The sequence below is a fragment of the Streptomyces sp. CB02400 genome (assembly GCF_001905725.1).
Taxonomy (GTDB): Bacteria; Actinomycetota; Actinomycetes; order Streptomycetales; family Streptomycetaceae; genus Streptomyces; species Streptomyces atrovirens.
The window spans coordinates 210,930-236,575 of sequence record NZ_LIWB01000009.1; the positions used below are offsets into that span (position 1 = coordinate 210,930).

Here is a 25,646-nt window from a genome sequence, read left to right on the forward strand (position 1 = left end):
GTGCACGGGGGAGCACAGGAATTCAGGCGTGCGCCTCCACGAAACGGGCGAGCCGGGCCAGTGCCGAGCGGGTGCCCGTCTCGTTGTCGGCGGCGGGCACCGCGTCGGGGACGCCCTCGTGGACGATCAGCACATCCGTGCCGCCGCCGGCCTCGGTGAGCGTGGTGGTGATCGTCATCGTGCCGCGCAGTCCGGGGTCCTCGGTCTCGAACTCGAGGACCTCCACCACCAGTTCGCCGGGCACGAGCCGCGCGAAGCGGCCGTGGTAGGTGTCGGTGCGCGGGGACGACTTGCCGACCGCGCCGGGCGAGTCGTAGGTCAGGGAGACCCGGAACCCGCCGCCCTCGCGCGCCTCGAACACGTGCACCTCGCTCCGCATCCCCGGCGGCACCCGCCACCACGCGACCGCCTCCGCGCTCACCAGCGCCCGGTAGACGGCCGGACGGGGCGCGTTCACATGTCCCGAGGCGCGGGTCGTGTACATGGTCCCATCGTGCCGCGACGAGGAAGCCCCCGCGAGGAGCGGGGACACCCTTTCACTCCGTGCCGCGGACCACGGCGACGGGACAGTCGGCGTGATACAGCAGCGCCTGGCTGACCGAACCGAGCAGCATCCCGGTGAAGCCGCCGTGACCACGGGCCCCGGCCACCACCAGTTGGGCCTCCCGGCTCGCGTCGAGCAGCGCGTGCCGCACCCGCGCCCGCTCCAGACGCAGCTCCACGGCGACCTCGGGGCGGGTCTCCCGCCACGGCGCCACCGCCTCCTCCAGCAGCCGCTGGTGCCGCTCACGGAGCCGGTCGAGATCCACCACCACGTTCAGCGGATCGGCGGGGCCCTCGTACGGCGTCGGCTCGCTCCAGGTGTTCCACACATGCGTCGCGACCATCGGCGCCCCGCGCAGCGCGGCCTCGGCGAAGGCGAAATCCGCCGCCGCGGCCCCGGCCGGCGAGCCGTCCACGGCGAGGAGCACCGGCCCCTCGGGGCCGGGACGACCGCGGACCACCATCAGCGGACCGTGCCCGTGCGCGGCCAGCTGCACGACCGTCGAACCCAGCAGCAGATCCCCGAACCCACCGCGGCCCCGCCCGCCGACCACCGTCAGCACCGCGTGCCGCGACTCGCTCCGCAACACCGTCAGCGTCTCACCGGACGCCACGGTCCTGGCCACCTCCAGCCCCGGCGCACGGTCGTGGGCACGCTGCTCGGCCCCCGCCAGGGCACCGTGGATCATCGGGTCGAGATCCGCCGGGCGGCTGAACGCGTGCACGATCCGCAGCTGCGCGCCGCGCAGCAGGGCCTCGTGCGCCGCGACGTCGACCGCGGCGAGACTGGACGGCGAACCGTCCACTCCTACGACCACCGTGTCGTTCACCACTCACTCCCGTCCCCGGCGGTTCCTCCGGGTACCCGCGGGCAAGAGCCCGTACCCACCCTTCCGAACTGCGGCGATACGGTCTCCCCGGAAATCCTCGGCTCCGTCGCGCCCCCTGTCCATCCGTGACAACACCCATGTTCCGGCCGAATGACGGGATGGCACCATTGCCCCGTGGGGGTGGATCACCCGTGCCGTCCGACGGCACGGCCGGCACCCGCATCGGACCATCGACAAGAGAACCGGGAAGGGGACGGGCTGTGCCTGCTCCACGGATGAGCGCCACGCCGCTGCCGGGCATCGGCGTGAAATACGACCTCACCACGCGTGAGCACGAGCACCTGTCCGTGATCGCGCACCGCGACGGTGCCCGCACGGTCAACGTCTACCGCTCCGACGACCCGGACGCCTGCGCCCGCTCGATGCGGCTGACCGTCGCCGAGTCGGCCGCGCTGATCGACGCGCTCATGCCCGCCCACCACAGTCCCAACCTGCTGCACACCACCGACCTGGGGCTGGTCGCCGAGCGCATCGAACTGTCCTCCGTCTCCCACTGGAACGGCCGGCTGCTGGGCGACACCCGGATGCGCACCGACACCGGCGCCTCGATCGTGGCCGTGCTGCGGCGGGCCGAGGCGATCCCGTCCCCCGCGCCGGACTTCCGGCTGGCCGGCGGTGACACGCTGATCCTGATCGGCACCCGCGAAGGCATCGACGCCGCCGCCGAGATACTCGGTCGGGAGTGAGCGCGTGCACTCTTCCGCGATCTTCCTGATCGAGTTCGGCGCGATCATCCTCGGGCTCGGCCTGCTGGGACGCCTCGCCGGACGCCTCCAGTTCTCCCCGATCCCCCTCTATCTGCTGGCCGGCCTCGCCTTCGGCGAGGGCGGGCTGCTGCCGCTCGGCGCGAGCGAGGAGTTCGTCGCGATCGGCGCCGAGATCGGCGTCATCCTGCTGCTGCTCATGCTCGGCCTGGAGTACACGGCCAGCGACCTCGTCTCCAACCTCAAGACCCAGTACCCGGCCGGCCTCGTCGACATGGCGCTCAACGCCCTGCCCGGCGCCGCCCTGGCCCTGCTGCTCGGCTGGGGCCCGGTCGCCGCGGTGGTGCTGGCCGGCGTCACCTGGATCTCCTCCTCCGGCGTCATCGCGAAGGTCCTCGGCGACCTCGGACGGCTCGGCAACCGCGAGACCCCGGTCATCCTCAGCATCCTGGTGCTCGAGGACCTGGCCATGGCGGTCTACCTGCCGATCATCACCGCCCTGCTGGCCGGCGTCAGCCTCGCCGCGGGCAGTGTCACGCTGGCCATCGCGCTGGGCGTCGCCGGACTCGTGCTGTTCGTCGCCGTCCGCTACGGGCGGGTGATCTCCCGCTTCGTCTCCAGCGACGACCCGGAGAAGCTGCTGCTGGTGGTGCTGGGCCTGACCCTGCTCGTCGCGGGACTCGCCCAGCAGTTGCAGGTCTCGGCGGCCGTGGGCGCGTTCCTGGTCGGCATCGCCCTGTCCGGGGAGGTCGCCGAGGGCGCGCACAACCTGCTGGCGCCGCTGCGGGACCTGTTCGCCGCCGTGTTCTTCGTCTTCTTCGGCCTGCACACCGACCCCCAGTCGATCCCGCCGGTGATCCTGCCCGCCCTCGCGCTCGCCGTCGTCACCGCGCTGACGAAGATCGCCACCGGTTACTGGGCCGCCCGCCGGGCCGGGATCTCCCCCAAGGGCCGCTGGCGCGCGGGCGGCACCCTGGTCGCCCGCGGCGAGTTCTCCATCGTCATCGCCGGTCTCGCGGTCACCGCCGGCATCGAACCGGACCTCGGCCCGCTGGCCACGGCGTACGTCCTGGTCCTGGTCGTCCTGGGCCCGCTCACGGCCCGCTACACCGAGCCCATCGCGCTGCGCCTGACCGCCCGGCGCACCGCCTCCGCCGACACCGTGCCCGTACAGGCCACGGCGCCGGCCGCGGAGACGCTGGAACCGGTGGACGAGAGCCGCCCCGAACGCTGAACCGCCAGGGTCCCTAGTTCTCCAGCCGCACCGGCATCAGGAGCGAGAACGTGTGCTCGTCGTCCGGCCGGCGGATCGCCAGGGGCGCCGTGGGGGCGCCGAACTCGAGGATCAGCCGGTCGCCGGACCCGGCGGCGAGGGCGTCCAGCAGGAACGCGCGGTTGACGGCGACGAGGTCCCGGCCGTCGGCACCGTCCCCGGCCAGGGCGACCGAGCCGTCCTCCGCCACCTCCAGCACGCTGAGGTCGCAGGACGTCCCGTCCTGTTCGGGCACCTCGCCCGCGCGGACGGGACCCGTGCGCACCGCCTCCCGGAAGGCCGGCACGTCCACCACGGCGCGCCGCCCGGCCGGGAGGCGGACGAGGCGCCGGTAGTCGGGGAAGTCGTGGCCGAGGCACTGGCCGGCCGTCTGCCGGTCCCCGGTCTCCAGGGTCACGCGGTCACCGTCCACGGTGAGCCGGACCCTTTCCTCCCCGTCCAGCAGCGCCCGCATCGCGTCGGCGAGCGGAAGGGGCACGGTGACCTGGACGCGGGACCCGTCGTGCCCGTCGGCGGCGGCGCGCGCCACGGCCATCCGGTACCGGTCGGTGGCCACCAGGCGCAGCGCGTCGCCCTCGACGTCGAAGTGGATCCCGCCGAGCATCGGCAGCTCCGGATCGGTGCCGGCCGCGAACCGGACCGCGTCCAGCGCGGCGGCCAGCCCGGGGCCGGAGAGGGACAGCCGTACGGCGGTGTCGGTGCGGAGCGAGGTCATGGGGTTCTCCCTGTGGTCGAGTAGGGCTCGGAGCGCGGAGAGCTCGGCGCGGGCGTCGGACAGCCCTTGCTCCAGCCGGCGCAGATGCGCCTGAAGGAGCTGCCGTACGAGATCGGTGTCGGCGCCCGTCCAGCCGGCCAGCACCAGCCGGATGTCCGCCAGCGGCATCCCGGCCCGGCGCAGCCGGGCCAGCAGCCGGGCCTCCTCCAGTTGCCCGGGGGCGTACCAGCGGTAGCCGCTGACCGGATCCACCCGGTCGGGGACCAGGACACCGGCACGGTCGTAGAACCGCAGGGCGCTCACGCCCAGCCCGCTGTCCCGGGCCATCTCACCAATGCTGCGCATCTCGCTCTCCACACCCGCGACCCTGGTCCCTCGACCAGGTCGAGGGTCAACCCCGGTCGGTCACCGCGCGTGGTTCCGGCTGCGGGTCCTGATCCAGAACACCACCAGCCCCACCGCGCTGAACGCGCCCGCCCACAGCAGCCCGAGCCCGAGGTGCCCCCAGAGAACGGTGTCCCCGAAGGCGCCGCCCGCCGCGAACTGCATGGGCCCGAAGGACGGGAACCACCGCAGTACGGGCTCGTTGGCCAGCGGATTGCCCAGCGGGTTCTGCAGGAAGGTGTCCATCAGCCCGCCCATGATGATGAGGAAGAAACCCTCCAGGTCACGCTTGACCAGCACCCCCAGCAGCAGGCCGAGCGCGCCGTAGGTGAGCGCGATGACCGTGAAGCCCGCGAGCACGGCGAACCAGCCGCCCACCGAGGGGCGCCAGAGGAACAGCACCGCCAGCGCGGTGTAGAGGGCGATCGCGGCGGCGACGACCACGACGGCCAGGGTCTTGGCACCGACGAGGACGGCCTGGCCGTAACCGGCGAACACCAGCCGCCGGTCGAAGAGCAGCGCCTTGCGGACGGCGTCGAAGACCACGAAACCCGCGATCATGGTGACGCAGTTGAGCCCGGCCGTGATCAGTGTGAGCCGGCCGCCGTCGACCTGGAGCACCTCCCCGGTCGCGTACAGCCTGAACTCCAGCACCTCGCCCCCGGCCATCGCGTCCATCAGCAGGTACCAGACGGGCACGAACAGCACGAGCAGCAGCCCGGCGAGCCGGTTGCGGGTCTGGTCGCGCACCGAGAAGCGCAGGGCGGTGGGGAACTGCCGGTACGGCGGCCGCCGTACGGTGTCAGACGTCCGCATGCCGGGCCTCCTCCGCCTCCGTGGCGCCGGTGGCGCGGGTGACGAGCCGTCCGTCCACGAGATCGGCCAGCAGGTCGAAGCGCTCCTGCTCGAAGACGAGATGGGTGATGACGACGACCGCCCTGCCGTGCGAGCGCAGCTCCTCGGTCAGCTCCCAGAAGCGCAGATATGTCTCCCAGTCGAACCCCTGGTAGGGCTCGTCCAGCAGCAGGACGTCCGGGTCGTGCAGCAGGGCCAGGGTGAGGTTGAGCTTCTGCCGGGTCCCCCCGGACAGTTCACCGGCCGCGGTCCCCAGATACTTCTCGTAGCCGAGCTGCCGGACGAGCCCGTGCCCGCGCTCCAGACCGGGCAGCCGCCGGGCGGCGGCGAAGTACCGCAGATGCTGTTCCACGGTCAGGCTGTTGTTGAGCACCGGCTCCTGCGGGCAGTAGCCGAGCGTCCCGTGATGGACCACCTCGCCCCGGTCCGCGGCGAGAACGCCCGCCAGCGCCTTGAGCAGCGTGGACTTCCCGGCGCCGTTCTCGCCCACGACAGCGACCAGCCGCCCCGGCGCGACGGTGAGGTCGGCACCGCGCAGGACCCGGTGGGTGCCGTAGGACTTGTGCAGGTCACGCGCTTCGAGCGCGGGTGGTGCGAGTACGGTTCCGGACGACATGCGGAATCTCCCTATCGCGGTGGGGGCGCCTCTCCTTGCGGTGCCGCGTTCAGCCCGCCCGCGTAGACGCCGAGCAGTTCCGGGGCCCAGCGGGCCATGCCGTCGACGGACAGCGGGTCGGTTCCCAGGACGTCGGTGAGGTGGTCGCGCAGCAGGAACACGGCCAGGTCGTTGGCGAGCAGCACGGCCGCGCGGACGGCCGGATCGCGGCCGGGATCGGCCGTTCCGGCCGCGACCAGCTCGTCCAGCGTCCGGCGGCTCAGTTCGAACAGCCGCCGGAACAGTACCCGCCCGGTGTCCGCCCCGGTGAGCAGCAGCCGGCGCAGATAGCCCGGCAGGGGCGAGCCGGCCGGCAGATGCCGGGCGAACGCCTCGCTCAGGGACGCCGACCCGGCGCCCGGATCGAGCAGCTCCTGCCCGCCCTCACCGGTCAGCTCGCCCAGCATCGCCTCGAACACGGCCAGGACGTACTGGTCGACCTCCTGCCGCAGCCCGTCCTTCGACCCGAAGTGGTGCACCACGAGCCCGGCCGACACCCCGGCGGCCCCGGCGATCTGCCGTACGGTCACCGACTCCGGCCCGCGCTCGGCGAACAGTCGCAACGCCTCGTCACGGATGACGGCCCGGGTGGTCCGGTCGTCCTGGGTTGAACGCATGTACAGCATGTTAAACGCTTGTTCAATCCCGTGTCCAGGGCGGACCTCTGTCCCGTGTACGGCTGTACGGCTGTACGGCTGTACGGCTGTACGGGTGACGGCTTCACCCGACCCGGCGGACCCGCGGCCACCGGCGTACCACCGGCGCACGGGGGCGCGTTGGACCGGCATGGACAGCACTGAGACGGCGCGGCGCCTTCTCGGGCACGACGCCGCGGACCGGTTGTACGCCAAACTCACCAGCGGGTACGGCGGTCATACGCCGATCTACACGGCCCTCGTCGCGGAGTGGCGGGCCAGGGGTCACACGGTCCCGGAGCACCGCGACGGCCTGTGGGCCTCCTTCGCCGCCGCCACGGTCAGCGAGCGCGCGACGGTGCTGCCCGTGCCCTTCCCCGTCCCGGTCCCCCTGCTGCGGCCGCCCGCCGAGGACACCGGCGAAGGCACCGGCGAGGAACTCACCAGCCCTCCGGACCCGCCGGCTCCGCGCTGACCGGCGCCAGCACGGCGAGCGTGCCGGTCGCACCGCGCAGCGCCAGTTCGAGCGGGCCGGGGGCGTGCAGGGTGCCGGTGCCGTCCGGCGGGACCAGCCACTCCAGACGCCCGGCCGGCCGGTACGGCGGCGGTACGGCGACCCAGGACCCACGGCCCACGTGCCGTACTCCGAAGCCGACCCACTCGCTGGCCGGGTCGGGCGGCAGGAAGAACCCCACTCTGCGGGCCGTGACGTCCACCAGCGTGGGCCCGGGCACCTTCAGGGGGTCACGCCACAGGATGTCCAGGGCGAGCAGCCCGAGCCGGTCGGGCACGCTCAGCACGTCCCAGTACCGGCCCGCCGCGAGCAGCGCCGTGCCCTTGCCGTGGTCCCACTCGCGCTTGCACTCCTGCGGGTCCGTGGCCGCCGCGGCCAGCCACTCGACAGCTTGCTTCCACATGGCGCTGTGCATGTCCACCCCGGGCACGGTCGGCTGCGCCGCTGCGGGCGCGTGCGGTACGGACATGCTGGTAGATATTTCTATCCACCGGAAGGGTGGCGCGGGCTGGCGTTTAGGGGGTGTCGTCGCCTTCCGCGCGCTCCGCGTTCCGCTTCTTGATCCGGGCCGCCTCCTTGCGGACCTCGGCCTGGGTGGCGCGCTCCCGCTCCAGCCACTCGGGGCGCTCCTCCTTCAGCGCCTCGATCTGCTCGGTGGTGAGGGCCTCGGTGACCCCGCCGCGCGCGAGGCCGGCGATGGACACGCCCAGCTTCGCCGCGACCACCGGGCGGGGGTGGGGGCCGTCGCGCCGCAGGTCCCGCAGCCACTGCGGCGGGTCCGCCTGGAGCGCGTTCAGCTCGGCGCGTGAGACGACACCGTCCCGGAAGTCGGCGGGGGTGGCGTCGAGGTACACACCCAGTTTCTTCGCCGCGGTCGCGGGCTTCATCGTCTGGGTGCTCTGGTGCTGCGTCATGACGTCCAGGGTATCGAGCGTGTGCACGGCCGCCGACCACGGCCGGTAACCTGGCCAGGTGACAGGCTCGGAAGTGTCCCCCTCGTTCCGGCTCGTGTACGTACCCGGCGTGATGCCCGACAAATGGGTGCGCGTCTGGAACGAGCGGCTGCCCGACGTCCCGCTGGTCCTCACGCAGGTCCCCGCCGGCACGGCGCAGGGGCTGCTGCTGGACGGTGACGCCGACGCGGGCCTCGTCCGGCTGCCCGTCGACCGTACGGTCCTCAGCGCGATCCCCCTCTACACCGAGCAGACGGTCGTCGTGGTGCCCAGGGACCACCTCGTCACGGCGGCCGACGCGGTGTCCCTGGAGGACCTGGCCGACGACATCGTGCTGCACCCGCTCGACGACGTCCTCACCTGGGAGAGCCTGCCCGGACGGCCCGCCCTCGAACGCCCCGCCACCACCGCCGACGCGATCGAGCTCGTCGCGGCCGGGATCGGCGTGCTCGTCGTACCGCTGTCGCTCGCCCGGCTGCACCACCGCAAGGACCTCACCCACCGGCCGCTCGAAGGGGCCCCCGAGTCGAGCGTGGCGCTGTCCTGGCCCGAGGCGGCGACGACGGACCGGGTCGAGGACTTCATCGGGATCGTCCGCGGCCGGACCGTCAACAGCACCAGGGGCCGCAGGCAGGAGCCGGCGGGGGAGAAGAAGCCCGCCGCCCGGCGGCAGCAGCCGGCCGGCGGATCCGCCGGCCGAAGCCGCCGGGGAGGAACCGGCGGCACGGCGAAGAACCCGCGGCGGGGCAAGCCCCGCCGCAGGTCCTGACCCGGCTACCTGACCGTCGGGGACGGTGACGGCGCCGGGGACGCCGTGTTGAGGTCCTCCAGCCCCTTGGGGATCTCCAGCGCGAGGACCTGCGCACCCGGCTGCGGCGCCGGCGGCGTCACCGCCTCCCGCGGCATCTTGGGCGGGCTGGTCTGCTGGAAGTTGACCTGCTCGTGATTGACCAGACCCGTCTTCTCCAGCACCGTGATGTGGTCGAGCACCGTGTCGTTGGCCTGGTCGGCCAGCTGCCGGACCAGGGTGTTCCTGGTGTTGGCCCGGATGTTGGCGATGGCGGGGAAGATCTGCCCGTGTGTCACGCGCATGATGTTCACCGCCGTGGAGTCGAACTCCTTGCCGTTGGTGGCCTTCACGGTCTCCACGAACCCCTGCTGCTGCGGTGAGGCCACGTTCGGCAACGTGATGCCGAGCTCCACGGAGATCTTGCGGCAGGACGCGTCGAGCCGGCCGTGACCGACGACCAGGTGCTCGCCCGCCTCCTTCATCTCCGGCGTCGTCCCCCGCTCCATCGCCAGCAGCCCCAGCGGGTGCTCCCACAGCCCCGCCGCGCGCACCTTCACCACGAAGTCGCGGTCCGCCTCGGTCAGCGGGCCGTAGTTCGTGTTGGCCACCACCCGGTCCTGCTTGGTCGATGTGTTCTGTACGCCCAGCATGGTGGGGTAGGCGAGCGCGGTGAGGGTGAGGATCATGGCTCCGCCCACGAACGCGGTTCCTGCCGTGCTGCGCGAGATGCGCATCGTGCCTCCTGGGATGTGAACGGCCCAACAGCAGGGAGTACGGACGCCAGGCGCGAGACAATCACCGTCCGGGAAAGATTTTTCGGCCGGCCTCAGTCGGCGTAAGCGGCCCTCTGCGCCGTACTCACCACCTTGTCGCCGTCCGCGCGGCTCAGCAGACCCTCGGACACCCAGGCGGCCACGGTGGACCGTACCCGTGTCACCAGCGCTCCCTTGCCGCGGAAGGGCGCCCCGGCCCAGATCTCGTCGAGCAGCGTCGTGCCGTCGCTCCGGGCCGGGTTGGCGACTCCGGAGTCGGACGTGCCGAAGACCACACGCGGTTCCGAGCGCCGGAAGTAGGCGTGCGTCGGGTCCTCGGTCCCCTCCGCGAAGGGCGCCAGCTCGATGCCGTCCAGCGTGTAGTGCAGCGGCTTGTCCGGGACCGGGGTGAGGGAGGGCAGCAGATCACCGGAGAGGCCGGCATTGCCGTACAGCCCGAACCGCACGGCGTCCGGCCCCGGTTGCCGGGCGACCAGGTTGACCGGGCCGTAGAACAGGGCCTGCAGCGCGGGGTCGTCGAGGGTCCGCTCCACCCGCAGCCGGAAGGGCACGGAGATCCGTACGGTGTCACCCTCGCGCCAGGTCCGCGAGACGCCGAAGTAGCGGCCGGGGACCGGAGTGCCGGGCACGGCACGCCCGTTGACGGTCACCCGGAAGCCCGCGGCCGCCCAGGACGGCACCCGCAGCAGCAGGGTGAAGGCGGCCCGGCCGCCGCCGACGGTGAGCGTGCTGCCCTGCTCCTCCGGGTAGCGGGTGGTCTGCGTGACCGTGACGCCCTTCTCGGCCCAGGTCAGCCGGGAGGCGCTGTAGAGGTTGACGTACAGGGCGGACCCGTCGGCCTTCGCGAAGTACACCGAGTCCTGGTACTTGGTGGCGCTCTCCATGCCGGTGCCCTCGCAGCAGGTCGTCCCCTGCTTGGGCGTGTAGTCGCGTACATGACCGGGCGTCAGGCCGATGAAGTAGGTGACCAGCGGCTTCTCCGCGTCCGGCCGGTCCTGCTTGGAGCCGAGCACCTGGTTGAACAGGGCCCGCTCGTAGTAGTCCATGTACGCCGGGTCCTGCTCGTGGAAGAACAGCGTCCGGCTCAGCTTGAGCATGTTGTACGCGCAGCACGTCTCGGCGGTGGTGTCGGTGATCGTGCCCGCGATCACGTCGCGGGCCTTCCAGAACTCGCCGCTGCTGGTGCCGCCGATCGCGTACATCCGGTGGGGTACGACCATGCCCCAGAAGTTCTTCGCGGCCGTGAGGTAGCGCTCCTCGCCCGTCTCGTCGTGCAGCCGCACCAGGCCGGTGAAGATCGGGATGTGCTGGTTGGCGTGGAGTCCTTCGAGGACGTCGGTGTTCGCGGCGCAGGCGTCGATGAGCCGGTCCAGGTCGAACAGCTTGGCGAGAGCGAGGTGTTCGGCCCGTCCGGTGATCGCGTGCAGGTCGCAGACCGCCTCGACGATGCCGCCGAACTCCCCGCTGGAGAACAGCCCCCACATCCGCTGGAGGGTGGCCGCCGGCAGCACGGACAGCCGCGCGTGCATCCAGTCGCACATGCCGGACGCGAGATCGAGCGCCCGGTCGTCGTCCGTGGCGAGGTACGCGTCCAGCAGCCCCCTGAGGATCTTGTGCGCGGTGTAGTACGGCGCCCACACCCGGGTGTAGTCGCTGCCGGTCATCGACTCCAGCTCGATGAACTGCGTCTCCGGGTACGCGGCGAGGAAGCCGGGATGGCTGGGCGCGCCCCAGGTGCGGCGCAGGGTGGCGTCGAGATCCCGGCCGGAGGCGTCCGCGAACGTCGCCCCGGCCGTCTCGTCGAAGGCGTACGACGCCAGATCGCCCCGGCCGGTCGAGGCGTCGGCGGCACGGCGGTCCTGCAATTCGGTGATCTCGTCGGCGGTCAGCGCCCGCGAGAACACGTCGACGTCCTCGAACGCGCCCGCGAACACCGGATCGGCGGGGAAGTTGGAGCGGCCCAGCCAGTTGTTGGCGAGGGTGCCGAGGGCGGCCGGGGTCAGCGTGATGTCCGTGCTCCGGGCCACGGCGGCGCCGTTGACGTAGAGGGTGCCGGTGCCGTCGGCGAGGGTCACCGCCAGATGGCTCCACTCGCCGATCGGCAGCGGCGCGGTGCCGTCGAGGCCCTGTTCGCCGCCCGGCCCCGAGGTGGTGACGGCGAACCGCGGCACCCCGCCGGCGTTGCGGGCGGTCAGGTACAGATAGCGGGTGGTGTCGTCGCCGAAGTCGAAGATCCTGGCCCAGGCGGCGTCGTGCGCGGGGCGCACCCACGCGGACAGGGTGAGCGCGGGGGAGTCGGCGAGAACGGCCGCCGGAAGGTCCACGTACTGGTACGAGCCGCGCACGTTCTCCGCCGCGCGGCCGAACCGTCCCTCGACGCTCAGCACGGCCGGGTCGCGGCGCAGCGCCTCCCGTACTTCGGTCAGGGCTCCGACCATGGTGGCGATCCGGTCCGCGAAGACCTGCTCGCCGGTACCGCGGTACGCCTGCGCCAGCATGGTCAGGAAGTGGCCGGTGTAGTGCCCGCGCAGATTGCCGTTGGCCTCCCCGTCCAGCCCTTCCCAGCCGCCGGGAGCGACCGCGCCCCGGGTGGACAGGCCGGCGTTGGCGCGGAAGACCTGGAGCAGCCGGTTCACGTCGTAGCCACGGGCGTGGTCGAGCATCAGCCGCCGCTTGCCGGCGAAGACGCCCGGTCCGAGCGTCACGTCCTCCAGCCCGAAGGGCCGCACGGTCCACGTGGCCGGCACGCCGGGAGCGGCGGCCGGTGCGCTCGGCGCGGCGACGGCGCGCCCGGTGGTCGCGGCGGAGACCGCGGTCGCCGTCAGGGCGGCCGCCTGGAAGAGGGTTCGTCTGGAGAGGGGCCGTGCCATGGGATGCTCCTCTGTTCGGTATCACGAACGCTGTACGAATGATCGACCAGACGATAGGGAGGGGACGGAAAGGCGTCAACGGTGCGGGAGCGATCGGTTCCGGACGTTCGCCGAGGACGCGCGGACGGCGGGAGCCGGTCAGGGGCGCCGGGCGGAGTCCGTCAGCCAGGCGTGCGCGGCCCGCGCCGTGAACTCCGCCTGCCCGCCCCGCAGCAACAGACCGGCGGTGGCGAACTCGGGCGCGTCGGCCTGAGCGGCGACATAGGGGACGGCGATACAGCGCATCCCGGCCGCGTGCGCGGCGGCGGCGCCCGGGGCCGCGTCCTCGACCACGACGCAGTCGGCCGGGTCCGCGCCGAGCCTGCGGGCCGCCTCCAGGAAGATGTCCGGGGCCGGCTTGCCCCGCGCGACCTCGTCGGCCGACACGACGGTGCGCAGATACGCGTCCAGGCCCGTGCCGGCCAGGATCGCCCCGATGGCGACGGGCGAGGAACCGGAGGCCACGGCCATCGGCACGCCCTCGGCCGCCAGCAGCTCGACGAACGCCCGCATCTCCGGGTACACCCGCGTCGAGGCGCCGGCCAGCTTCAGGTAGTGGCGGTCCTTGACCGCGAGCAGCTCCTCCACCGGGGCGGACAGCCCGTACCGCTCCCTCCAGTCGGCGAGCGTCTCCCGGGTGCTGATCCCCACGTAGCGCTCGTGCTCGGCCCAGGAGAAGTCCGGCACCCCGTACTCGGCGAGGGTCCGCCGGCCCGCCTCGTAGTAGTTCGGTTCGCTGTCCACGAGCGTTCCGTCGAGATCGAAGACGACCGAGAGGGTGCCGAGGGTGCTCATGGGGTCCAGGATGACAGGGCTCACTTCCGTGCCGTACGGCCGATCGACTCCACCAGCGGCAGCAGCCGGTGCGGGACGCGCTCGCGCAGCGCCACCTCGGTGCGGGTGCGGACCACGCCGGGCAGGCTGATCAGCTTCTGGACCACGTCCTCCAGATGCGCGTTGTCGCGCGCCACCACCCGGGCCAGCAGATCGCCGCCGCCCGTGGTGGAGAACGCCTCGACGATCTCCGGCACGGCGGCCAGCGCGTCCCCCACCTCGTCCAGGTGTCCCTGGGTGACCTCGATGTGCACGAACGCGAGGACGGGATGGCCCAGCGCGGCGGGGGAGAGGGCGGGGCCGGTGCCGGTGATCACACCCTCGCGCTCCATACGGTCCAGGCGGGCCTGGAGAGTGCCGCGGGCCACCCCGAGGATGCGGGCGTACTCCCGCACGCTGGTGCGTGGCTGCTCCAGCAGCAGCCGCAGGATGCGGGTGTCGAGCTCGTCCACGGCCATGAGATCCGAAGTGTCCCCGTATCGGCCATTGGCACTTCGACGGCCGTAGGAATGCCGCGAACACTGTACCAATGGCCCACCTCCACAGGAGTCGGTTGAGCCACTGGTGGAAGAGATGCTGATATGGAGGGGTCGATGGCGCTGCGGACCTCCGTGGCGCCTTTTTCGTGCCACGGCGCACACCAACGAATTCCCAGGGGGCGGTACGTGCTGAAGAGGGTGTTCATGGCTCCGGACCCGGGCCGGATCCGGCTGCGCTTCGCGGCGCGGGCCGTGCTCGGCATCGGGCTGGCCGTCGTCGTCTGCGGCCTGGCCGGGCACTCGCTCACCGGTACCGTCACCGGCGGGCTCGCCGCGCTGCTCGCCCTGTTCACCGTCACCGACGCCACCGTCCGCGGGCAGGCCGTCACCACGGCGCTGCTGCCCGCCGTCGGCCTGCCGGTGCTCGCCGCCGCGGCCGTGCTGCACGACCACCCGGTCGCCCGTGACCTCACCTTCCTCGCCGTGGTCGGACTCGGCGTGTACGCGCGGCGCTGGGGCCCGCGCGGCCACAGCCTCGGCGTCTTCGCCTTCATGACCTACTTCGTGGCGCAGTTCCTGCACGCGAGGACCGCCCAGCTCCCCGAGCTGTACGCCTCCGTCCTGCTGTCCGTGCTCGCCGCGGCCGCGGTGCGCTTCGGACTGTGGTGCTACGAGCGACGGCTGCCCCCGGCCGCCGTACCGGCGCCGCCCGCCGGCACCGGACTGGCCCGCGTGACCACCCGCCAGGCGGTCCAGGCGACCGCCGGTGCGGGCTTCGCCCTGGTCGTCGGCCAACTGGTGTCCGGGCAGCGCTGGTACTGGGCCGTCGGCGCCACCTGGTGGGTCTTCGTCAACACCACCTCCCGCGGCGAGACCCTGGTACGCGGCTTCCGGCGGGTGCTCGGCACCGTCATCGGCATCGGGCTCGCGCTCTTCGTCGCCGTCCCCGCACACGGGGACGGGCCGCTGACCGCGCTGGTCGTCGCCGTCGCCGTCTTCGGCATCTTCTACACGGCCGCCGTGTCCTACACCTGGATGATGCTCTGGGTGACGGTGCTCGCCGCCATGCTCTACGGCCTGCTGGGCGTGCTCACCCCCGGTCTGCTGGCACTCCGGTTCGTGGAGACCGCCGTCGGCGCGCTCGGCGCCGTGCTGGCGGTGGCGTTCGTCCTGCCCGTGACCACGCACAGCGTCACCGACACCTGGATCCAGCGGGCCCTGCGCTGCGTCCACGCGTGCACCGCCCAGGCGGCGGCACGGCTGGCCGGGACCGCGGACGCCGACCCGGCGCCGGTGGTGGCGGAGCTGGAACAGTTGCTCGCCCGGGTACGGCTCTCGGTCGCCCCGCTGGTGCATCCGCTGAACCCCATGCTCGGCCGCAAACGGCGCGCCCGGCGGGTGCTCGCCCTGCTCGACGACTGCGCCCGGGAGATCCGCGGCCTCGTCGCCGTCGCCGCCGACCCGGAGGCCTCGCACGACGCCCGGCTGGCCGCCGCCTGCTGGCGCGTCGAGGCCGCCGTCGAGGCGCTCACCGGCGGCCGGGACATCGCCGTACGGACCTCCCCGGCCGGGACGGAACCCGCCCTGGCCCATCTGCACGGTCTGGAACGCGCCCTCGCCGAACTGGCCGCGCCGCTGCGGGCGCCCTCCGGCTCCCCGCTGGTCGGGGCCTGACACGCGTGGACGCACCGGACGGAGCTTTGGTCTAGACCTGAAGTGATCGACTGCTACCGTCACCCTGGTCGGCATCGGACGAGAGGGGACAGTCGTGGCGGACGGCAGACGGCGGGCGTTCATCGGGTCGTTCACGGCGGCGGGAGGCCCGGGCATCGTCGCCGCGGCCGTCGCCCCTGGCAGCGGCGCGCTGACCGTCCTGAGCACCGTGGACGTCGTACCCGACCCGTCCTACCTGGCCCTGTCGCCCGACGGCCGCATGCTGTACGCGGTCAGCGAGACGGCCGAGGGCGCCGTGGCCGCGTTCCGCGTGACCGAGGAGGACGGGCCGCGGCCGGCCGGGCGCCCGGTGCGGGTGGACGGCAGCGGGCCGACCCACCTCAGTCTCTTCGCCGGACACGTCCTCACCGCGAACTACGGCTCCGGCAGCGTCAGCGTCGTCCCCGTCCGCCCGGACGGCGGCCTCGCGCCGGTGTCCGGGGTGTTCCGGCACAGCGGCTCCGGTCCCCATCCACAGCGCCAGCAGGGCCCGCACGCCCACCAGGTGCAGCCCGACCCGAGCGGCCGCTGGGCGGTCGGCGTCGACCTCGGCACGGACTCGGTACGGGTCTGCACCCTGTCCGGCGGCGTGCTCGCACCGCACCGGGAGATCGCCCTGCGCCCCGGCTCGGGCCCACGGCACCTGGCCTTCCACCCGGACGGGGCGTACGCGTACGTCCTCAACGAACTCAGCCCGACCCTCGTCGTCTGCCGCTGGGACGCCGCCGACGGCGCGCTCAGACCGCTCGCCGAGATCCCGGTCCTGCCCGGTGCCCCGGCCGGCGACGCCTATCCGTCCGGGGTGGCCGTCTCGCCCGACGGCCGCTTCGTGTGGACCGCGACCCGCGGCGAGGACGTCCTGTCGGTCTTCGCGGTCGAGGGGGAGGGCAAGGCGCTGACCCCGCTCACCACCGTCCCCTGCGGCGGTCACTGGCCCCGCGCGATCACCGTCTCCGACGGCGTCCTGTACGTCGCCAACGAACGCTCCGGGGACGTGACCTGGTTCGCGCTCGACCCGGACACGGGAGTGCCGCGGCGCGCCGGCTCGGTCCCGGTGCCCGCGGCGTCCTGCGTGGTCACCGGCTGACCGGAGGCCGAGGAGACACGACGAAGGGCCCGCTCCGGTGCGTGGAGCGGGCCCTTTCGGCGTCGTGCGGGAGCCGGCCGGGTCAGTGGGCCGGGGTGCTCTGCGCCTGCTGCGGGGCGATACCCAGCGCGGTCGTGTACTTGGCCAGCGCCAGCTTGCCGATCGCCGGGTACGGGCCGAGCGCCTCGGCGGCGGAGCACTCCGCCTCCTTCGCGGCCTCCTCGATCAGGCCGGCGTCGATCTCCGGGCCGATCAGGTACGGCGCGAGCGCCAGCTGCTGCGAACCGGAGCCCCGGAGCTGCTCGGCCACGGAGGCGATGGAACCCTCCTGGTCCAGGGCCGCCGCCATCACCGGCACGGCGAGGCGCGCGGCGAGCAGCATGCCGGTGATCCCGGCCGCCTGCACGGCCTCGTCACCGCCCACGGAGGCCAGGATGATGCCGTCCGCCGCGGTCGCCACGGTGAACAGGCGGGCGCGGTCGGCGCGGGCCAGACCGGCCTCGGAGAGCCGCACGTGCAGCGCCTCGGCGAGCAGCGGGTGCGGACCCAGCACATCGGTCAGCTCGGCGGCGACCCGGCTGTCCATCACGGCCTGGCGGACCTGGCGCAGCAGCGAGCTGTCCGGACCGGCGAGCAGCGGCACGACGACGGCGACGGGGCCGTCGGGCTCCTTGACGTCCAGGCCGGCGGCGCGGGCCTGCTCGAAGCGGGCGGTGCGCTCCTCGGCCGCGTACGCGAGGACGGACCGCAGCGTCGGGAAATCCTCGTCGTCACCGTCGAGGTAGCCGATCCGGGCGTCCAGGCCCGGCAGCTCGGAACGGGCGATGCTCACGACCTCGTCGGCGAGCGAGCGGGTGGCACTACTGGGCGCACCCGGCACGGCGAGGACGAGCGCGGGCGCGTCCTCGGGAGCCACCAGCGGCTCGGGACGGCGGTGCCGTCCGGGCTGACGGGGGCGCGGCATTCGTACTGGCAGGCCGGACGCGGGCCCAGTGGGGGTGCTCATGTTGCGGCATGTTAGTGGTTTCCCGGGCTCCCCTGTTCGGGGAGGGTGCGGGTGAGCGGTATCCGTCCGGTTTTGTCTGATGAGTTACGTACGGACGTCGGCCGCGCGGGTGACGTCCTCACCTGCCGGACCCGTCACGTACAGCATCTTCTCGTCGCCCGGAAGGGTGAACGAGCCGGCGGTGAGGTCCTCCGCCATGCGGACCGCCCCGTGCAGGGGGTCCCCTTCGGCCATGATCCGCCGCGCCCCCGGCAGCCGCTCGGCCAGCTCCTCGTCCAGGGGGCCGAGCAGCACGGCACCCATCCGGAACAGACCACCGGTGAGACCGACCACGGGCTCGCCCGCCGCCGGGCACACGGCCGCGGCGGAGCCGGCCATGTGCCGGGCCGCGGCCCGCAGCACCGCCACGGCGACGGGGTCGCCGTCGGCCGCGCACTCGCCCACCCGGGGCGCGAAGGAGGCGAGCACGGCCGGCCGGTCGGTCCGCGGATACAGCCGGCCGGGCAGCCCGGCCGCCGGACCGAACAGGTCCTCGACGCTCGCCAGCAGCCGCGCGGAGCCGCCCTCCCGCCCGTCGTGCGCGCGCAGCGCCGCGTCGAGACCCGCCCGCCCGATCCAGGCGCCGCCACCGCAGTCGCCCAGCAGATGCCCCCAGCCGTCCGCCCGGCGCCAGCCGGCCAGATCGGTGCCGACCGCGATCACCCCCGTACCGGCGGCGATCACGGCACCGGGCCGTGGCCCGAGGGCACCGACGTACGCGGTGACGGCGTCGGCGGCCAGCACCACCCGCCGCACACCCAGTTCACGGCCGAGCGCCCCCGGCAGCTCCGCGCGCAGCGCGTCCCCCAGACTGGCCAGCCCGGCGGCCCCGACGACGGCCGCCTCCAGTTTTTCGACCCCGGCCTCCGCGCACAGGGCCCGCGCCATCGGGACCAGTTGCTCCATGAGGTGCCCCGGGTCGAGGCCCAGGGCCCCCGTCCGCACCGGTTCCCCGGAGGCGCCCCGGGCCAGGGGCCCGCGTCCGCCGGCCCCGACGACGACCCGCAGACCGGAGCCCCCGGAGTCCACGGCGAGGAAACCGGGCCCGGTCACGGCAGGCGCCAGTCCACCGGTTGGCCGCCCTGGCGGATCAGCAGGTCGTTGGCCCGGCTGAACGGGCGGGAGCCGAAGAAACCGCGGTCGGCGGACATCGGCGACGGGTGGGCCGACTCCACCGCGGGCAGATCGCCCAGCAGCGGACGGCAGTTGCGGGCGTCCCGCCCCCACAGGATGGAGACCAGGGGCTTGCCCCGGCCGGCCAGCGCCCGTATCGCCTGCTCGGTGACCTCCTCCCAGCCCTTGCCGCGGTGGGCGCCGGGCTTGCGCGGGGCCGTCGTCAGCGCCCTGTTGAGCAGCAGCACGCCCTGCTGGGTCCACGGCGTGAGATCACCGCTCGACGGCTGGGGCAGGCCCAGGTCGGTGTTCAGCTCCCGGAAGATGTTGATGAGGCTGCCCGGCAGCGGCCGCACCTCGGGCGCGACGGAGAACGACAGTCCCACCGCGTGCCCCGGGGTGGGGTACGGGTCCTGCCCGACGATCAGGACGCGTACCTCGTCGAAGGGCTGCTGGAAGGCGCGCAGGACGTTCGCTCCGGCCGGGAGGTAGGTGCGTCCCGCGGCGATCTCCGCGCGCAGGAAGTCCCCCATTCCGGCGATCCGTTCGGCCACCGGTTCCAGGGCCTTCGCCCAGCCCGCTTCGACGATTTCATTCAAGGGTCGTGGTGCCACGGGCGTCACCTTACTGCCGCGACGGCGGCGGAGATCAACCAGTGGCCGGGACCGGACGGGATCCTCGTACGGCTCGTACGGCTCGTACGGCTCGTACGGCTCATACTGCTCGTACGGCTCATGCAGTTCATGTGGCTCATGTGGTTCATGCGACGACCGCCGCCCGTACGCACAGCACGTCCGGCAGATGCGACGCCAACTGCCGCCAGCTGTCGCCGTCGTCGGCGGACGCGTACACCTCGCCGTTGCGGTTGCCGAAGTAGACGCCGGCCGGGTCCGCGCCGTCGTGGCACATCGCGTCGCGCAGCACCGTGCCGTAGTGGTCCTCCTGCGGCAGCCCCGCCGTGAGGGGCTCCCAGCTCCTGCCCGCGTCCGCCGTCCGGAAGACCCGGCAGCGGCGGCCGGCCGGCACCCGGTCGGAGTCGGCATTGATCGGGAACACGTACGCCGTGTCACCGCGACGGGGATGGGCCACCACCGCGAAGCCGAACGTCGACGGCAGGCCCTCGCCGATGTCCGTCCAGCTTCCGCCCGCGTCGTCGCTGCGGTACACCCCCCAGTGGTTCTGCAGATACAGCCGGTCCGGGTCCGCCGCGTCCCGGGCGACCTTGTGCACGCACTGCCCGAACTCCGGGTTCGGGTCCGGCAGGAACACCGCGGACACCCCGGAGTTGGACGGGGCCCAGCTCGCGCCGCCGTCCAGGGTGCGGAACACGCCCGCCGTGGAGACGGCCACCGTCACGGCGCGCGGATCACGCGCGTCGGTCAGCACGGTGTGCAGGCCCTCACCGCCGCCGCCCGGCACCCACTTCGCCCGCGTGGGGTGCTCCCACAGCGGCCGGACCAGTTCGAAGGTCTCCCCGCGGTCCTCCGAGCGGTACAGCGCGGCCGGTTCCGTCCCCGCGTACACCACGTCCGGTTCGGCCTCGGACGGGTGAAGCTGCCAGACCCGCTCCAGCGAAGCCCCCGTGTCCTTGGGGAACTTGACGGCGGGCCGGGCCGGTTCGGTCCAGTTGCGGCCCAGGTCGTCGGAGTGGAACACCGAGGGTCCCCAGTGCGCGCTGTCCCCGCCGACCAGCAGCCGCGGGCTCGCGCCACGGGTGTCGATGGCGATCGAGTACACGGCCTGCGCGTTGAAGCAGGGACTTTCGTCGAACTCCCAGGCGTCACCTCGCCGGTGCCCGATGAACAGGCCCTTGCGGGTGCCCACGGCGAGCAGTACCTCGGTCATGCCGACCACCTCCGCGACGTCTTCGTCGACGCCCTCGTTCCAGGACACCGGCCAGTCTGCACCCCACCACTGACAGTCACCCCCGGATCGGTGTCGCCGCAGGTCGGGGCCTGTGCGGACGGGCACGGGGACGGCCGTGCACGGTGGCCGGGACGGCGGGGTCAGCCGCCGTCCGGCAGCGCGCGGCCGAGGATCGCGTCCAGGCCGGCCGCCGCGGGCAGGGTGCCGAAGGCGTGCCCCCAGTCGCCGCCCAGCCGCGTCGCGCAGAAGGCGTCGGCGACGGCGGGCGGGGCGTGCCGGACGAGGAGGGAGCCCTGGAGGGTCAGGGCCATCCGCTCCACCAGCCGCCGGGCGCCCGCCTGGGACCCCTCGGCCAGCTGGTCCTTCAGTCCGGCCACGGCCGCGTCCAGCCGGGCGTCCGCCCCGCGCGTCAGGGCGAGTTCGTCGAACAGCGCCTGCGCGGTGGCCGTGTCCCGGCCGAGCGCCCGCAGCACGTCGAGGGCGTTGACGTTCCCCGAGCCCTCCCAGATCGACAGCAGCGGGGCCTCGCGGTAGTGCCGGGGCATCCCGGACTCCTCGACGTAGCCGTTGCCGCCCAGGCACTCCAGGGCCTCGGCGGTGAAGGCCGGGCCCCGCTTGGTGACCCAGTACTTGCCGACCGCCGTCGCGATCCGCCGGAACGCGGCCTCCCCGGCGTCCCCGCGCACCGCGCGGTCGGCCGCTCCGGCCAGGCGCAGGGTGAGGGTCGTGGCGGCCTCGGACTCCAGTGCCAGGTCGGCCAGCACGTTGCGCATCAGCGGCTGGTCCACCAGCCGCGCCCCGAACGCGCTGCGGTGCCGCACATGGTGGCCCGCCTCCACCAGCGTCTTGCGCATCAGCGCCGCCGACATCATCACGCAGTCCAGCCGGGTGCAGTTGACCATCTCGACGATGGTCTTCACGCCCTGTCCCTCGGGGCCGACCAGCCAGGCGACGGTCCCGTCGAACTCGGGTTCGGAGGAGGCGTTGGAGCGGTTGCCCAGCTTGTCCTTCAGCCGCTGGACGCGGAACGTGTTGCGGGTGCCGTCGGGCAGCACGCGCGGCACCAGGAAGCACGACAGTCCGCCCGGGGCCTGCGCCAGCACCAGGAACACGTCGCACATCGGCGCCGACGTGAACCACTTGTGGCCGCGCAGGGTGTACACACCCGGCTCGGAGGTCGGAGCGGCCGACGTGGTGTTGGTCCGGACGTCGGAGCCGCCCTGCTTCTCGGTCATCCCCATGCCGGCCAGCAGACCGCGCTTCCCGGCCGGCACCCGCAGGCCCGGCTCGTACTCCCGGCTGGTCAGCCCCGGCTCGTACACCGCCGCCAGCTCCGGCTGCCGGCGCAGGGCGGGCACCGCCGCGTACGTCATGGACGTCGGACAGCCGTGTCCCGCCTCGGTGTGCCCCCACGCGAGTCCCTTGGCGGTACGGACGACATGGGCGCCGGGCCGGTCGTCCGCCCAGGGCGCGGCGGCGAGCCCCTCGGCGACGGCCGCGCGCATCAGGTGGTGCCAGCTCGGGTGGAACTCCACCTCGTCGACGCGGTGCCCGTACCGGTCGTGGGTGCGCAGTTCGGGCTCGTGGCGATTGGCCTGATCGCTCCACTCCTGCACCTGCGCGCTGCCGGCCAGCCTGCCGACCCGGCGCAGCTCCTCCTCGGCCCAGCCGGCGCCCTCCCGCCGCAGCCCCTCCAGCAGGGCGGTGTCCTCGGAGGCGTCGTACGGGGCCAGGGGAGGGGGCTGATTGGTGACGCCATGGGTGGCACCGCCGGGTGCGCCGGAGTCCTGCCGCTGCTCGTCCGCGAGTGTGGTTGCCATGACGCGAGTGTTGCACTTTTCCTACAGTCGAATCAATCATGTAACATGATCGGCGTCGTAGAGTACGGCCCCATGCGGAGGAACGACCCGGCGACACCAAACGACCCCCGGCCGCGCCCGCTGTCCGCGCGGTCGGTCGTGCTGAGCCTGCTGCTCGGTACGCACCCGCCGGAGCTGTCGGCGAGGGAGCTGGGGCGGCTGGTGGAGGGCTTCGACGTCGGCGGGTCCACGCTCCGCGCGGCGCTCAGCCGGATGGTCGCCGCCGGTGACCTGCGGCGCACGGACGCCGGCTACCGGCTCAGCGACCGGCTGCTCGAACGCCAGCGCCGCCAGGACGAGTCCGTGGAGCCGCGCACGCGCGCGTGGGACGGCGACTGGGAGCTGGTGGTGATCACCGCGACGGGCCGGGGTCCCGCCGAGCGCGCGGACCTGCGCACCCGGCTGGCCGCCCTCCGGCTCGCCGAACTCCGTGAGGGGGTGTGGCTGCGTCCCGCCAATCTGGAGCGCGGTCTGCCCGCCGCTCTCGACGAGGTGGCCGAGCGCTGCACGGCCCGCCCCGACCGGCCCGCCCGCGAGCTCGCCGCGCGTCTGTGGCCGCTGGACGTCTGGTCCGGTACGGCCCGCGCGCTCCTCGGCCACAGCGGCCGCGCCACTCGCCCCGCCGAGCGGCTCACCGCGTTCGCCGCCGTCGTACGCCATCTGCTCGCCGACCCCGTCCTGCCCCCCGCCCTGCTGCCCGCCGACTGGCCGGGTGACGCGCTGCGGTCCGCCTACGGGGAGTACCGGCGGGAGCTGGCGGGGGAGGTGCGTTCCCGCGTGGGCGGCGCGTGAAGTCGTACAGGGGTCGGTGAGCCGTACGAGACGCCGCGCGGGACGCCTCGTACGGCCGCTGCCCGTGGGGGGCTACCGGTAGGTGATGTCGGACGACGAGTACTTGCAGTACGTGCCGTCGGGGCCCGAGCCGTTGCTGTCCGGCTCGTCACCGTCGTCGTTGCCGATGTACTTCTGGCAGGGGACGATCTTCTTGCCGCTGTCCCCGATGATCGTGATGTTCCGCAGGGTCGCGCTGTCGCCGTAGTTGGTGTTGATGCCGGCGAGCCTGCTGCCCTTCCAGTTCACCTCGATGGTGTTGAGGTTGATCGTCCGCTTGTACTGCGTGGAGCAGTTGCCGCAGGAGCGGACGAAGGTGCCGAAGTTCTTGACCGCGAAGTTCGACACGTTCAGCGTTCCGGCGCCGTTGAACTGGAACACCTTGTCGCTGGCTTCCTTGGCGCCGCCGCCGCTGACGGTGTAGACCGACCCCGACGACTTGCCCTTGAACGTGGCGGCGTCCTCGCCGACGTCCTCCCACCAGACGTTCTGCAGCGTGCAGGAGCCCTTGCAGTGGACGCCGTCGGCCGCGGGAGCGCCCAGGATGACGTTCTTCAGGACCGCGCCGTCCGCCAGTTCCAGGATCGGGCCCTGGTCCTCGTCCTGACTGCCGGAGCCCAGGTCGCCGGTGCCGTACAGGCGCTTCATCCCGTAGTCCTTGGTGCCGGACACGGAGATGGTGGAGGAGACGCCCTGGCTGCCGTTGGCGGTCGGCCAGGTGGCGGCGCTCGCCGGGGACGCGCCGGTGGTCATGACCATGCCAATCGAAAGGCCCAGGGTGGCGAGTGCGCCCGTCAGTGCGCGGGCGCGTGGTCGTTTCGCGGAAGTCATGTCGTTCCTTCTGTCGTGGTGTGGGGGTGTGAGCCAGGTATCTGAACGACGTTCGTGATGGTGCGCGGCATGCCCGGTTCGTTGACGTGAGCGGGTCACGCTGCTGAACGGGAAACGTATGGGGTAAGCGCTTTCTAGTCAACGCTTCGCGGGGATCACATTCGGCCAGGAAAAGCCGACGCCGGTGGCCCGGGGCGCGAAGGGCGCCCCGGGCCACCGGCGCGGTGGCGGTGCGGGCTCATACCGAGCGGTGGTACTGGTCCGGCACGTGGACCTCGCCGCCCAGTTCACGGGCCGCGTGCCGGGCCCACGAGGGGTTGCGGAGCAGCTCGCGGCCGAGGAGCACCGCGTCCGCCTCGCCGTTGGCCACGATCTTCTCCGCCTGCTCGGCGTCGGTGATCAGCCCCACGGCGGCGACCGGCATCGGTGTCTCGCTCCGCACCCGCGCGGCGAAGGGGACCTGGTAGCCGGGCCCGGTCGGGATGCGGACGCCGGAGGCGTTGCCGCCGGTGGAGACGTCGAGCAGGTCGATGCCGTGGGCGTGCAGCTCGGAGGCGAAGCGGACGGTGTCGTCCGGGGTCCAGCCGGACTCCTCCAGCCAATCCGTGGCCGAAATGCGGAAGAACAGCGGCTTGTCGTCCGGCCACTCCTCGCGCACGGCGTCCACCACCTCGAGCGCGAACCGCGTCCGGTTCTCGTACGAGCCGCCGTAGGAGTCGGTGCGGTGGTTGGAGTGCGGGGACAGGAACTCGTTGACCAGGTAGCCGTGGGCACCGTGGATCTCGGCGATCTCGAACCCGGCGGCGAGCGCGCGGCGCGCGGCGGCGCGGAACTGTCCGACGATCTCATGGATCTGTTCGACGGACAGCTCGTCCGGCACCGGGTGCCGCTCGTCGAAGGCGACCGCGCTCGGAGCCACCGGCTGCCAGCCGTGGGCGTCCGGCCCGGCGGGCGCGCCGCCCTTCCAGGGCCGCTCGGTCGACGCCTTGCGCCCGGCGTGCGCGAGCTGGACGGCGGGGACGGTGCCCTGCGACACGAGGAAGCGGGTGATCCGGCGGAACGCCTCGACCTGGGTGTCGTTCCAGATGCCGAGGTCGTACGGGGAGATCCGGCCCTCCGGTGACACGGCGGTGGCCTCGACGACGATCAGGCCCGTGCCGCCGGCCGCGCGGGCCGCGTAGTGCGCGAAGTGCCAGTCGCCGGGCGCGCCGGTCCCGGGCCCTTCGGGCGCGGCCGAGTACTGGCACATCGGCGGCATCCACACCCGGTTGGGGATGGTCACGTCGCGCAGGGTGTAGGGCTGGAACAGCGTGCTCACGGCGGGCTCCGTTCGGCAGGGACCAGAGGGGGGATCGGATCGTACGATAGGCATCGTAGTACGGTAGATGTCAAACT

26 protein-coding genes and 1 pseudogene are annotated in these 25,646 nt (G+C 73.0%); 7 read left to right on the forward strand and 20 right to left on the reverse strand.

The window, feature by feature from the left end; all coding sequences use genetic code 11:
- Positions 1-22 precede the first annotated feature (22 nt).
- Together AMK33_RS22655 and AMK33_RS22660 are read right to left on the reverse strand one after the other, a co-directional pair.
- Positions 23-484: an SRPBCC domain-containing protein gene (locus AMK33_RS22655; protein WP_073934742.1), complete on the reverse strand. Its 462-nt coding sequence runs from the start codon at positions 482-484 to the stop codon at positions 23-25.
- A 52-nt stretch (positions 485-536) separates the two neighbouring features.
- Positions 537-1,373 carry a universal stress protein gene (locus tag AMK33_RS22660; protein ID WP_201263063.1) on the reverse strand — a complete coding sequence of 279 codons (837 nt, stop codon included), beginning with the start codon at positions 1,371-1,373 and terminating at the stop codon, positions 537-539.
- 275 nt (positions 1,374-1,648) lie between these two features.
- On the opposite strand from AMK33_RS22660, the gene AMK33_RS22665 reads away from it, so the two are divergent.
- Positions 1,649-2,119: a cation:proton antiporter regulatory subunit gene (locus tag AMK33_RS22665; RefSeq protein WP_030214560.1), complete on the forward strand. Its 471-nt coding sequence runs from the start codon at positions 1,649-1,651 to the stop codon at positions 2,117-2,119.
- Between the two features lie 4 nt (positions 2,120-2,123).
- On the forward strand, positions 2,124-3,371 hold the full coding sequence (locus AMK33_RS22670; protein ID WP_073934743.1) for a cation:proton antiporter: 1,248 nt from the start codon (positions 2,124-2,126) through the stop codon (positions 3,369-3,371).
- Positions 3,372-3,384: 13 nt separating this feature from the next.
- Here AMK33_RS22670 and AMK33_RS22675 read toward each other — a convergent pair whose 3' ends face one another.
- Genes AMK33_RS22675 through AMK33_RS22690 form a run of 4 tightly spaced genes read right to left on the reverse strand, consistent with a single transcriptional unit; the run spans position 3,385 to position 6,636 of the window.
- A complete protein-coding gene (locus AMK33_RS22675; RefSeq protein WP_073934860.1) occupies positions 3,385-4,470 on the reverse strand; it encodes a DNA polymerase III subunit beta family protein in 1,086 nt (361 codons plus the stop codon).
- 60 nt (positions 4,471-4,530) lie between these two features.
- On the reverse strand, positions 4,531-5,325 hold the full coding sequence (locus AMK33_RS22680; RefSeq protein ID WP_073934744.1) for a hypothetical protein: 795 nt from the start codon (positions 5,323-5,325) through the stop codon (positions 4,531-4,533).
- Positions 5,312-5,980 (reverse strand): ABC transporter ATP-binding protein, encoded by a 669-nt coding sequence (locus AMK33_RS22685; protein WP_073934745.1) that lies wholly within the window; start codon positions 5,978-5,980, stop codon positions 5,312-5,314. The genes AMK33_RS22680 and AMK33_RS22685 overlap by 14 nt, the downstream gene beginning before the upstream one ends.
- A gap of 11 nt (positions 5,981-5,991) precedes the next feature.
- A complete protein-coding gene (locus AMK33_RS22690) occupies positions 5,992-6,636 on the reverse strand; it encodes a TetR/AcrR family transcriptional regulator (protein ID WP_073934861.1) in 645 nt (214 codons plus the stop codon).
- A gap of 169 nt (positions 6,637-6,805) precedes the next feature.
- On the opposite strand from AMK33_RS22690, the gene AMK33_RS22695 reads away from it, so the two are divergent.
- Positions 6,806-7,129 carry a hypothetical protein gene (locus tag AMK33_RS22695; RefSeq protein WP_073934746.1) on the forward strand — a complete coding sequence of 108 codons (324 nt, stop codon included), beginning with the start codon at positions 6,806-6,808 and terminating at the stop codon, positions 7,127-7,129.
- Here the strand turns inward: AMK33_RS22695 and AMK33_RS22700 are convergent.
- A complete protein-coding gene (locus AMK33_RS22700; protein WP_073934862.1) occupies positions 7,095-7,583 on the reverse strand; it encodes a hypothetical protein in 489 nt (162 codons plus the stop codon). The genes AMK33_RS22695 and AMK33_RS22700 overlap by 35 nt on opposite strands.
- A gap of 100 nt (positions 7,584-7,683) precedes the next feature.
- A complete protein-coding gene (locus tag AMK33_RS22705) occupies positions 7,684-8,082 on the reverse strand; it encodes a DUF5997 family protein (protein WP_073934863.1) in 399 nt (132 codons plus the stop codon).
- A 58-nt stretch (positions 8,083-8,140) separates the two neighbouring features.
- Between AMK33_RS22705 and AMK33_RS22710 the strand changes: the two genes are divergently transcribed.
- Positions 8,141-8,890, forward strand: coding sequence for a LysR family transcriptional regulator substrate-binding protein (locus AMK33_RS22710; protein WP_073934747.1), 750 nt, complete (start codon positions 8,141-8,143; stop codon positions 8,888-8,890).
- 5 nt (positions 8,891-8,895) lie between these two features.
- Here the strand turns inward: AMK33_RS22710 and AMK33_RS22715 are convergent, their stop codons facing one another.
- The 4 genes from AMK33_RS22715 to AMK33_RS22730 all read right to left on the reverse strand — a co-directional run bounded on the left by AMK33_RS22715 (position 8,896) and on the right by AMK33_RS22730 (position 13,885).
- Positions 8,896-9,645 (reverse strand): DUF4142 domain-containing protein, encoded by a 750-nt coding sequence (locus AMK33_RS22715; protein WP_073934748.1) that lies wholly within the window; start codon positions 9,643-9,645, stop codon positions 8,896-8,898.
- Positions 9,646-9,737: 92 nt separating this feature from the next.
- Positions 9,738-12,554, reverse strand: a complete 2,817-nt coding sequence (locus tag AMK33_RS22720; protein WP_073934749.1) for a beta-L-arabinofuranosidase domain-containing protein — start codon at positions 12,552-12,554, stop codon at positions 9,738-9,740.
- 138 nt (positions 12,555-12,692) lie between these two features.
- A complete protein-coding gene (locus AMK33_RS22725) occupies positions 12,693-13,388 on the reverse strand; it encodes an HAD family hydrolase (protein ID WP_073934750.1) in 696 nt (231 codons plus the stop codon).
- Positions 13,389-13,408: 20 nt separating this feature from the next.
- Positions 13,409-13,885 (reverse strand): Lrp/AsnC family transcriptional regulator, encoded by a 477-nt coding sequence (locus AMK33_RS22730; protein ID WP_073934751.1) that lies wholly within the window; start codon positions 13,883-13,885, stop codon positions 13,409-13,411.
- A 207-nt stretch (positions 13,886-14,092) separates the two neighbouring features.
- On the opposite strand from AMK33_RS22730, the gene AMK33_RS22735 reads away from it, so the two are divergent.
- Both AMK33_RS22735 and AMK33_RS22740 read left to right on the forward strand, forming a co-directional pair.
- Complete coding sequence (locus tag AMK33_RS22735; protein ID WP_073934752.1) at positions 14,093-15,580, forward strand: FUSC family protein; 1,488 nt, start codon at positions 14,093-14,095, stop codon at positions 15,578-15,580.
- 94 nt (positions 15,581-15,674) lie between these two features.
- A complete protein-coding gene (locus AMK33_RS22740; protein WP_073934753.1) occupies positions 15,675-16,706 on the forward strand; it encodes a lactonase family protein in 1,032 nt (343 codons plus the stop codon).
- 82 nt (positions 16,707-16,788) lie between these two features.
- Here AMK33_RS22740 and AMK33_RS22745 read toward each other — a convergent pair whose 3' ends face one another.
- The 6 genes and pseudogenes from AMK33_RS22745 to AMK33_RS22765 form a co-directional block, all read right to left on the reverse strand.
- Positions 16,789-17,712, reverse strand: a complete 924-nt coding sequence (locus AMK33_RS22745; RefSeq protein ID WP_073934754.1) for a sirohydrochlorin chelatase — start codon at positions 17,710-17,712, stop codon at positions 16,789-16,791.
- 84 nt (positions 17,713-17,796) lie between these two features.
- Positions 17,797-18,804, reverse strand: a complete 1,008-nt coding sequence (locus AMK33_RS22750; protein WP_073934755.1) for an N-acetylglucosamine kinase — start codon at positions 18,802-18,804, stop codon at positions 17,797-17,799.
- Positions 18,801-19,478: a uracil-DNA glycosylase gene (locus tag AMK33_RS22755; protein ID WP_073934756.1), complete on the reverse strand. Its 678-nt coding sequence runs from the start codon at positions 19,476-19,478 to the stop codon at positions 18,801-18,803. The genes AMK33_RS22750 and AMK33_RS22755 overlap by 4 nt, the downstream gene beginning before the upstream one ends.
- 5 nt (positions 19,479-19,483) lie before the next feature.
- Entirely contained in the window at positions 19,484-19,618 is a 135-nt protein-coding gene (locus AMK33_RS44735; RefSeq protein ID WP_268817381.1) for a hypothetical protein, read from the reverse strand.
- A 5-nt stretch (positions 19,619-19,623) separates the two neighbouring features.
- Positions 19,624-20,779 (reverse strand): annotated as a pseudogene (locus tag AMK33_RS22760) (WD40/YVTN/BNR-like repeat-containing protein).
- Positions 20,780-20,870: 91 nt separating this feature from the next.
- Positions 20,871-22,550 carry an acyl-CoA dehydrogenase family protein gene (locus tag AMK33_RS22765; protein ID WP_073934757.1) on the reverse strand — a complete coding sequence of 560 codons (1,680 nt, stop codon included), beginning with the start codon at positions 22,548-22,550 and terminating at the stop codon, positions 20,871-20,873.
- A gap of 72 nt (positions 22,551-22,622) precedes the next feature.
- Between AMK33_RS22765 and AMK33_RS22770 the strand changes: the two genes are divergently transcribed.
- The gene (locus tag AMK33_RS22770; protein ID WP_073934865.1) at positions 22,623-23,381 is read left to right on the forward strand and encodes a PaaX family transcriptional regulator C-terminal domain-containing protein; all 759 of its coding nucleotides are present in this window, start codon (positions 22,623-22,625) and stop codon (positions 23,379-23,381) included.
- Positions 23,382-23,453: 72 nt separating this feature from the next.
- Here AMK33_RS22770 and AMK33_RS22775 read toward each other — a convergent pair whose 3' ends face one another.
- Both AMK33_RS22775 and AMK33_RS22780 read right to left on the reverse strand, forming a co-directional pair.
- Positions 23,454-24,251 carry a pectate lyase gene (locus AMK33_RS22775; RefSeq protein ID WP_073934758.1) on the reverse strand — a complete coding sequence of 266 codons (798 nt, stop codon included), beginning with the start codon at positions 24,249-24,251 and terminating at the stop codon, positions 23,454-23,456.
- Between the two features lie 238 nt (positions 24,252-24,489).
- Positions 24,490-25,569, reverse strand: coding sequence for an NADH:flavin oxidoreductase/NADH oxidase (locus tag AMK33_RS22780; RefSeq protein ID WP_073934759.1), 1,080 nt, complete (start codon positions 25,567-25,569; stop codon positions 24,490-24,492).
- Between the last annotated feature and the right edge of the window lie 77 nt (positions 25,570-25,646).

Excerpts from the sequence above, each read along its gene's own strand:
- AMK33_RS22655 (WP_073934742.1), bottom strand. The coding sequence starts at position 484 with ATGTACACGACCCGCGCCTCGGGACATGTGAACGCGCCCCGTCCGGCC.
- AMK33_RS22665 (WP_030214560.1), top strand. The coding sequence starts at position 1,649 with ATGAGCGCCACGCCGCTGCCGGGCATCGGCGTGAAATACGACCTCACC.
- AMK33_RS22675 (WP_073934860.1), bottom strand. The coding sequence starts at position 4,470 with ATGCGCAGCATTGGTGAGATGGCCCGGGACAGCGGGCTGGGCGTGAGC.
- AMK33_RS22680 (WP_073934744.1), bottom strand. The coding sequence starts at position 5,325 with ATGCGGACGTCTGACACCGTACGGCGGCCGCCGTACCGGCAGTTCCCC.
- AMK33_RS22685 (WP_073934745.1), bottom strand. The coding sequence starts at position 5,980 with ATGTCGTCCGGAACCGTACTCGCACCACCCGCGCTCGAAGCGCGTGAC.
- AMK33_RS22690 (WP_073934861.1), bottom strand. The coding sequence starts at position 6,636 with ATGCGTTCAACCCAGGACGACCGGACCACCCGGGCCGTCATCCGTGAC.
- AMK33_RS22695 (WP_073934746.1), top strand. The coding sequence starts at position 6,806 with ATGGACAGCACTGAGACGGCGCGGCGCCTTCTCGGGCACGACGCCGCG.
- AMK33_RS22700 (WP_073934862.1), bottom strand. The coding sequence starts at position 7,583 with ATGCACAGCGCCATGTGGAAGCAAGCTGTCGAGTGGCTGGCCGCGGCG.
- AMK33_RS22705 (WP_073934863.1), bottom strand. The coding sequence starts at position 8,082 with ATGACGCAGCACCAGAGCACCCAGACGATGAAGCCCGCGACCGCGGCG.
- AMK33_RS22715 (WP_073934748.1), bottom strand. The coding sequence starts at position 9,645 with ATGCGCATCTCGCGCAGCACGGCAGGAACCGCGTTCGTGGGCGGAGCC.
- AMK33_RS22720 (WP_073934749.1), bottom strand. The coding sequence starts at position 12,554 with ATGGCACGGCCCCTCTCCAGACGAACCCTCTTCCAGGCGGCCGCCCTG.
- AMK33_RS22725 (WP_073934750.1), bottom strand. The coding sequence starts at position 13,388 with ATGAGCACCCTCGGCACCCTCTCGGTCGTCTTCGATCTCGACGGAACG.
- AMK33_RS22730 (WP_073934751.1), bottom strand. The coding sequence starts at position 13,885 with ATGGCCGTGGACGAGCTCGACACCCGCATCCTGCGGCTGCTGCTGGAG.
- AMK33_RS22745 (WP_073934754.1), bottom strand. The coding sequence starts at position 17,712 with ATGAGCACCCCCACTGGGCCCGCGTCCGGCCTGCCAGTACGAATGCCG.
- AMK33_RS44735 (WP_268817381.1), bottom strand. The coding sequence starts at position 19,618 with ATGAGCCACATGAACTGCATGAGCCGTACGAGCAGTATGAGCCGTACG.
- AMK33_RS22765 (WP_073934757.1), bottom strand. The coding sequence starts at position 22,550 with ATGGCAACCACACTCGCGGACGAGCAGCGGCAGGACTCCGGCGCACCC.
- AMK33_RS22770 (WP_073934865.1), top strand. The coding sequence starts at position 22,623 with ATGCGGAGGAACGACCCGGCGACACCAAACGACCCCCGGCCGCGCCCG.
- AMK33_RS22775 (WP_073934758.1), bottom strand. The coding sequence starts at position 24,251 with ATGACTTCCGCGAAACGACCACGCGCCCGCGCACTGACGGGCGCACTC.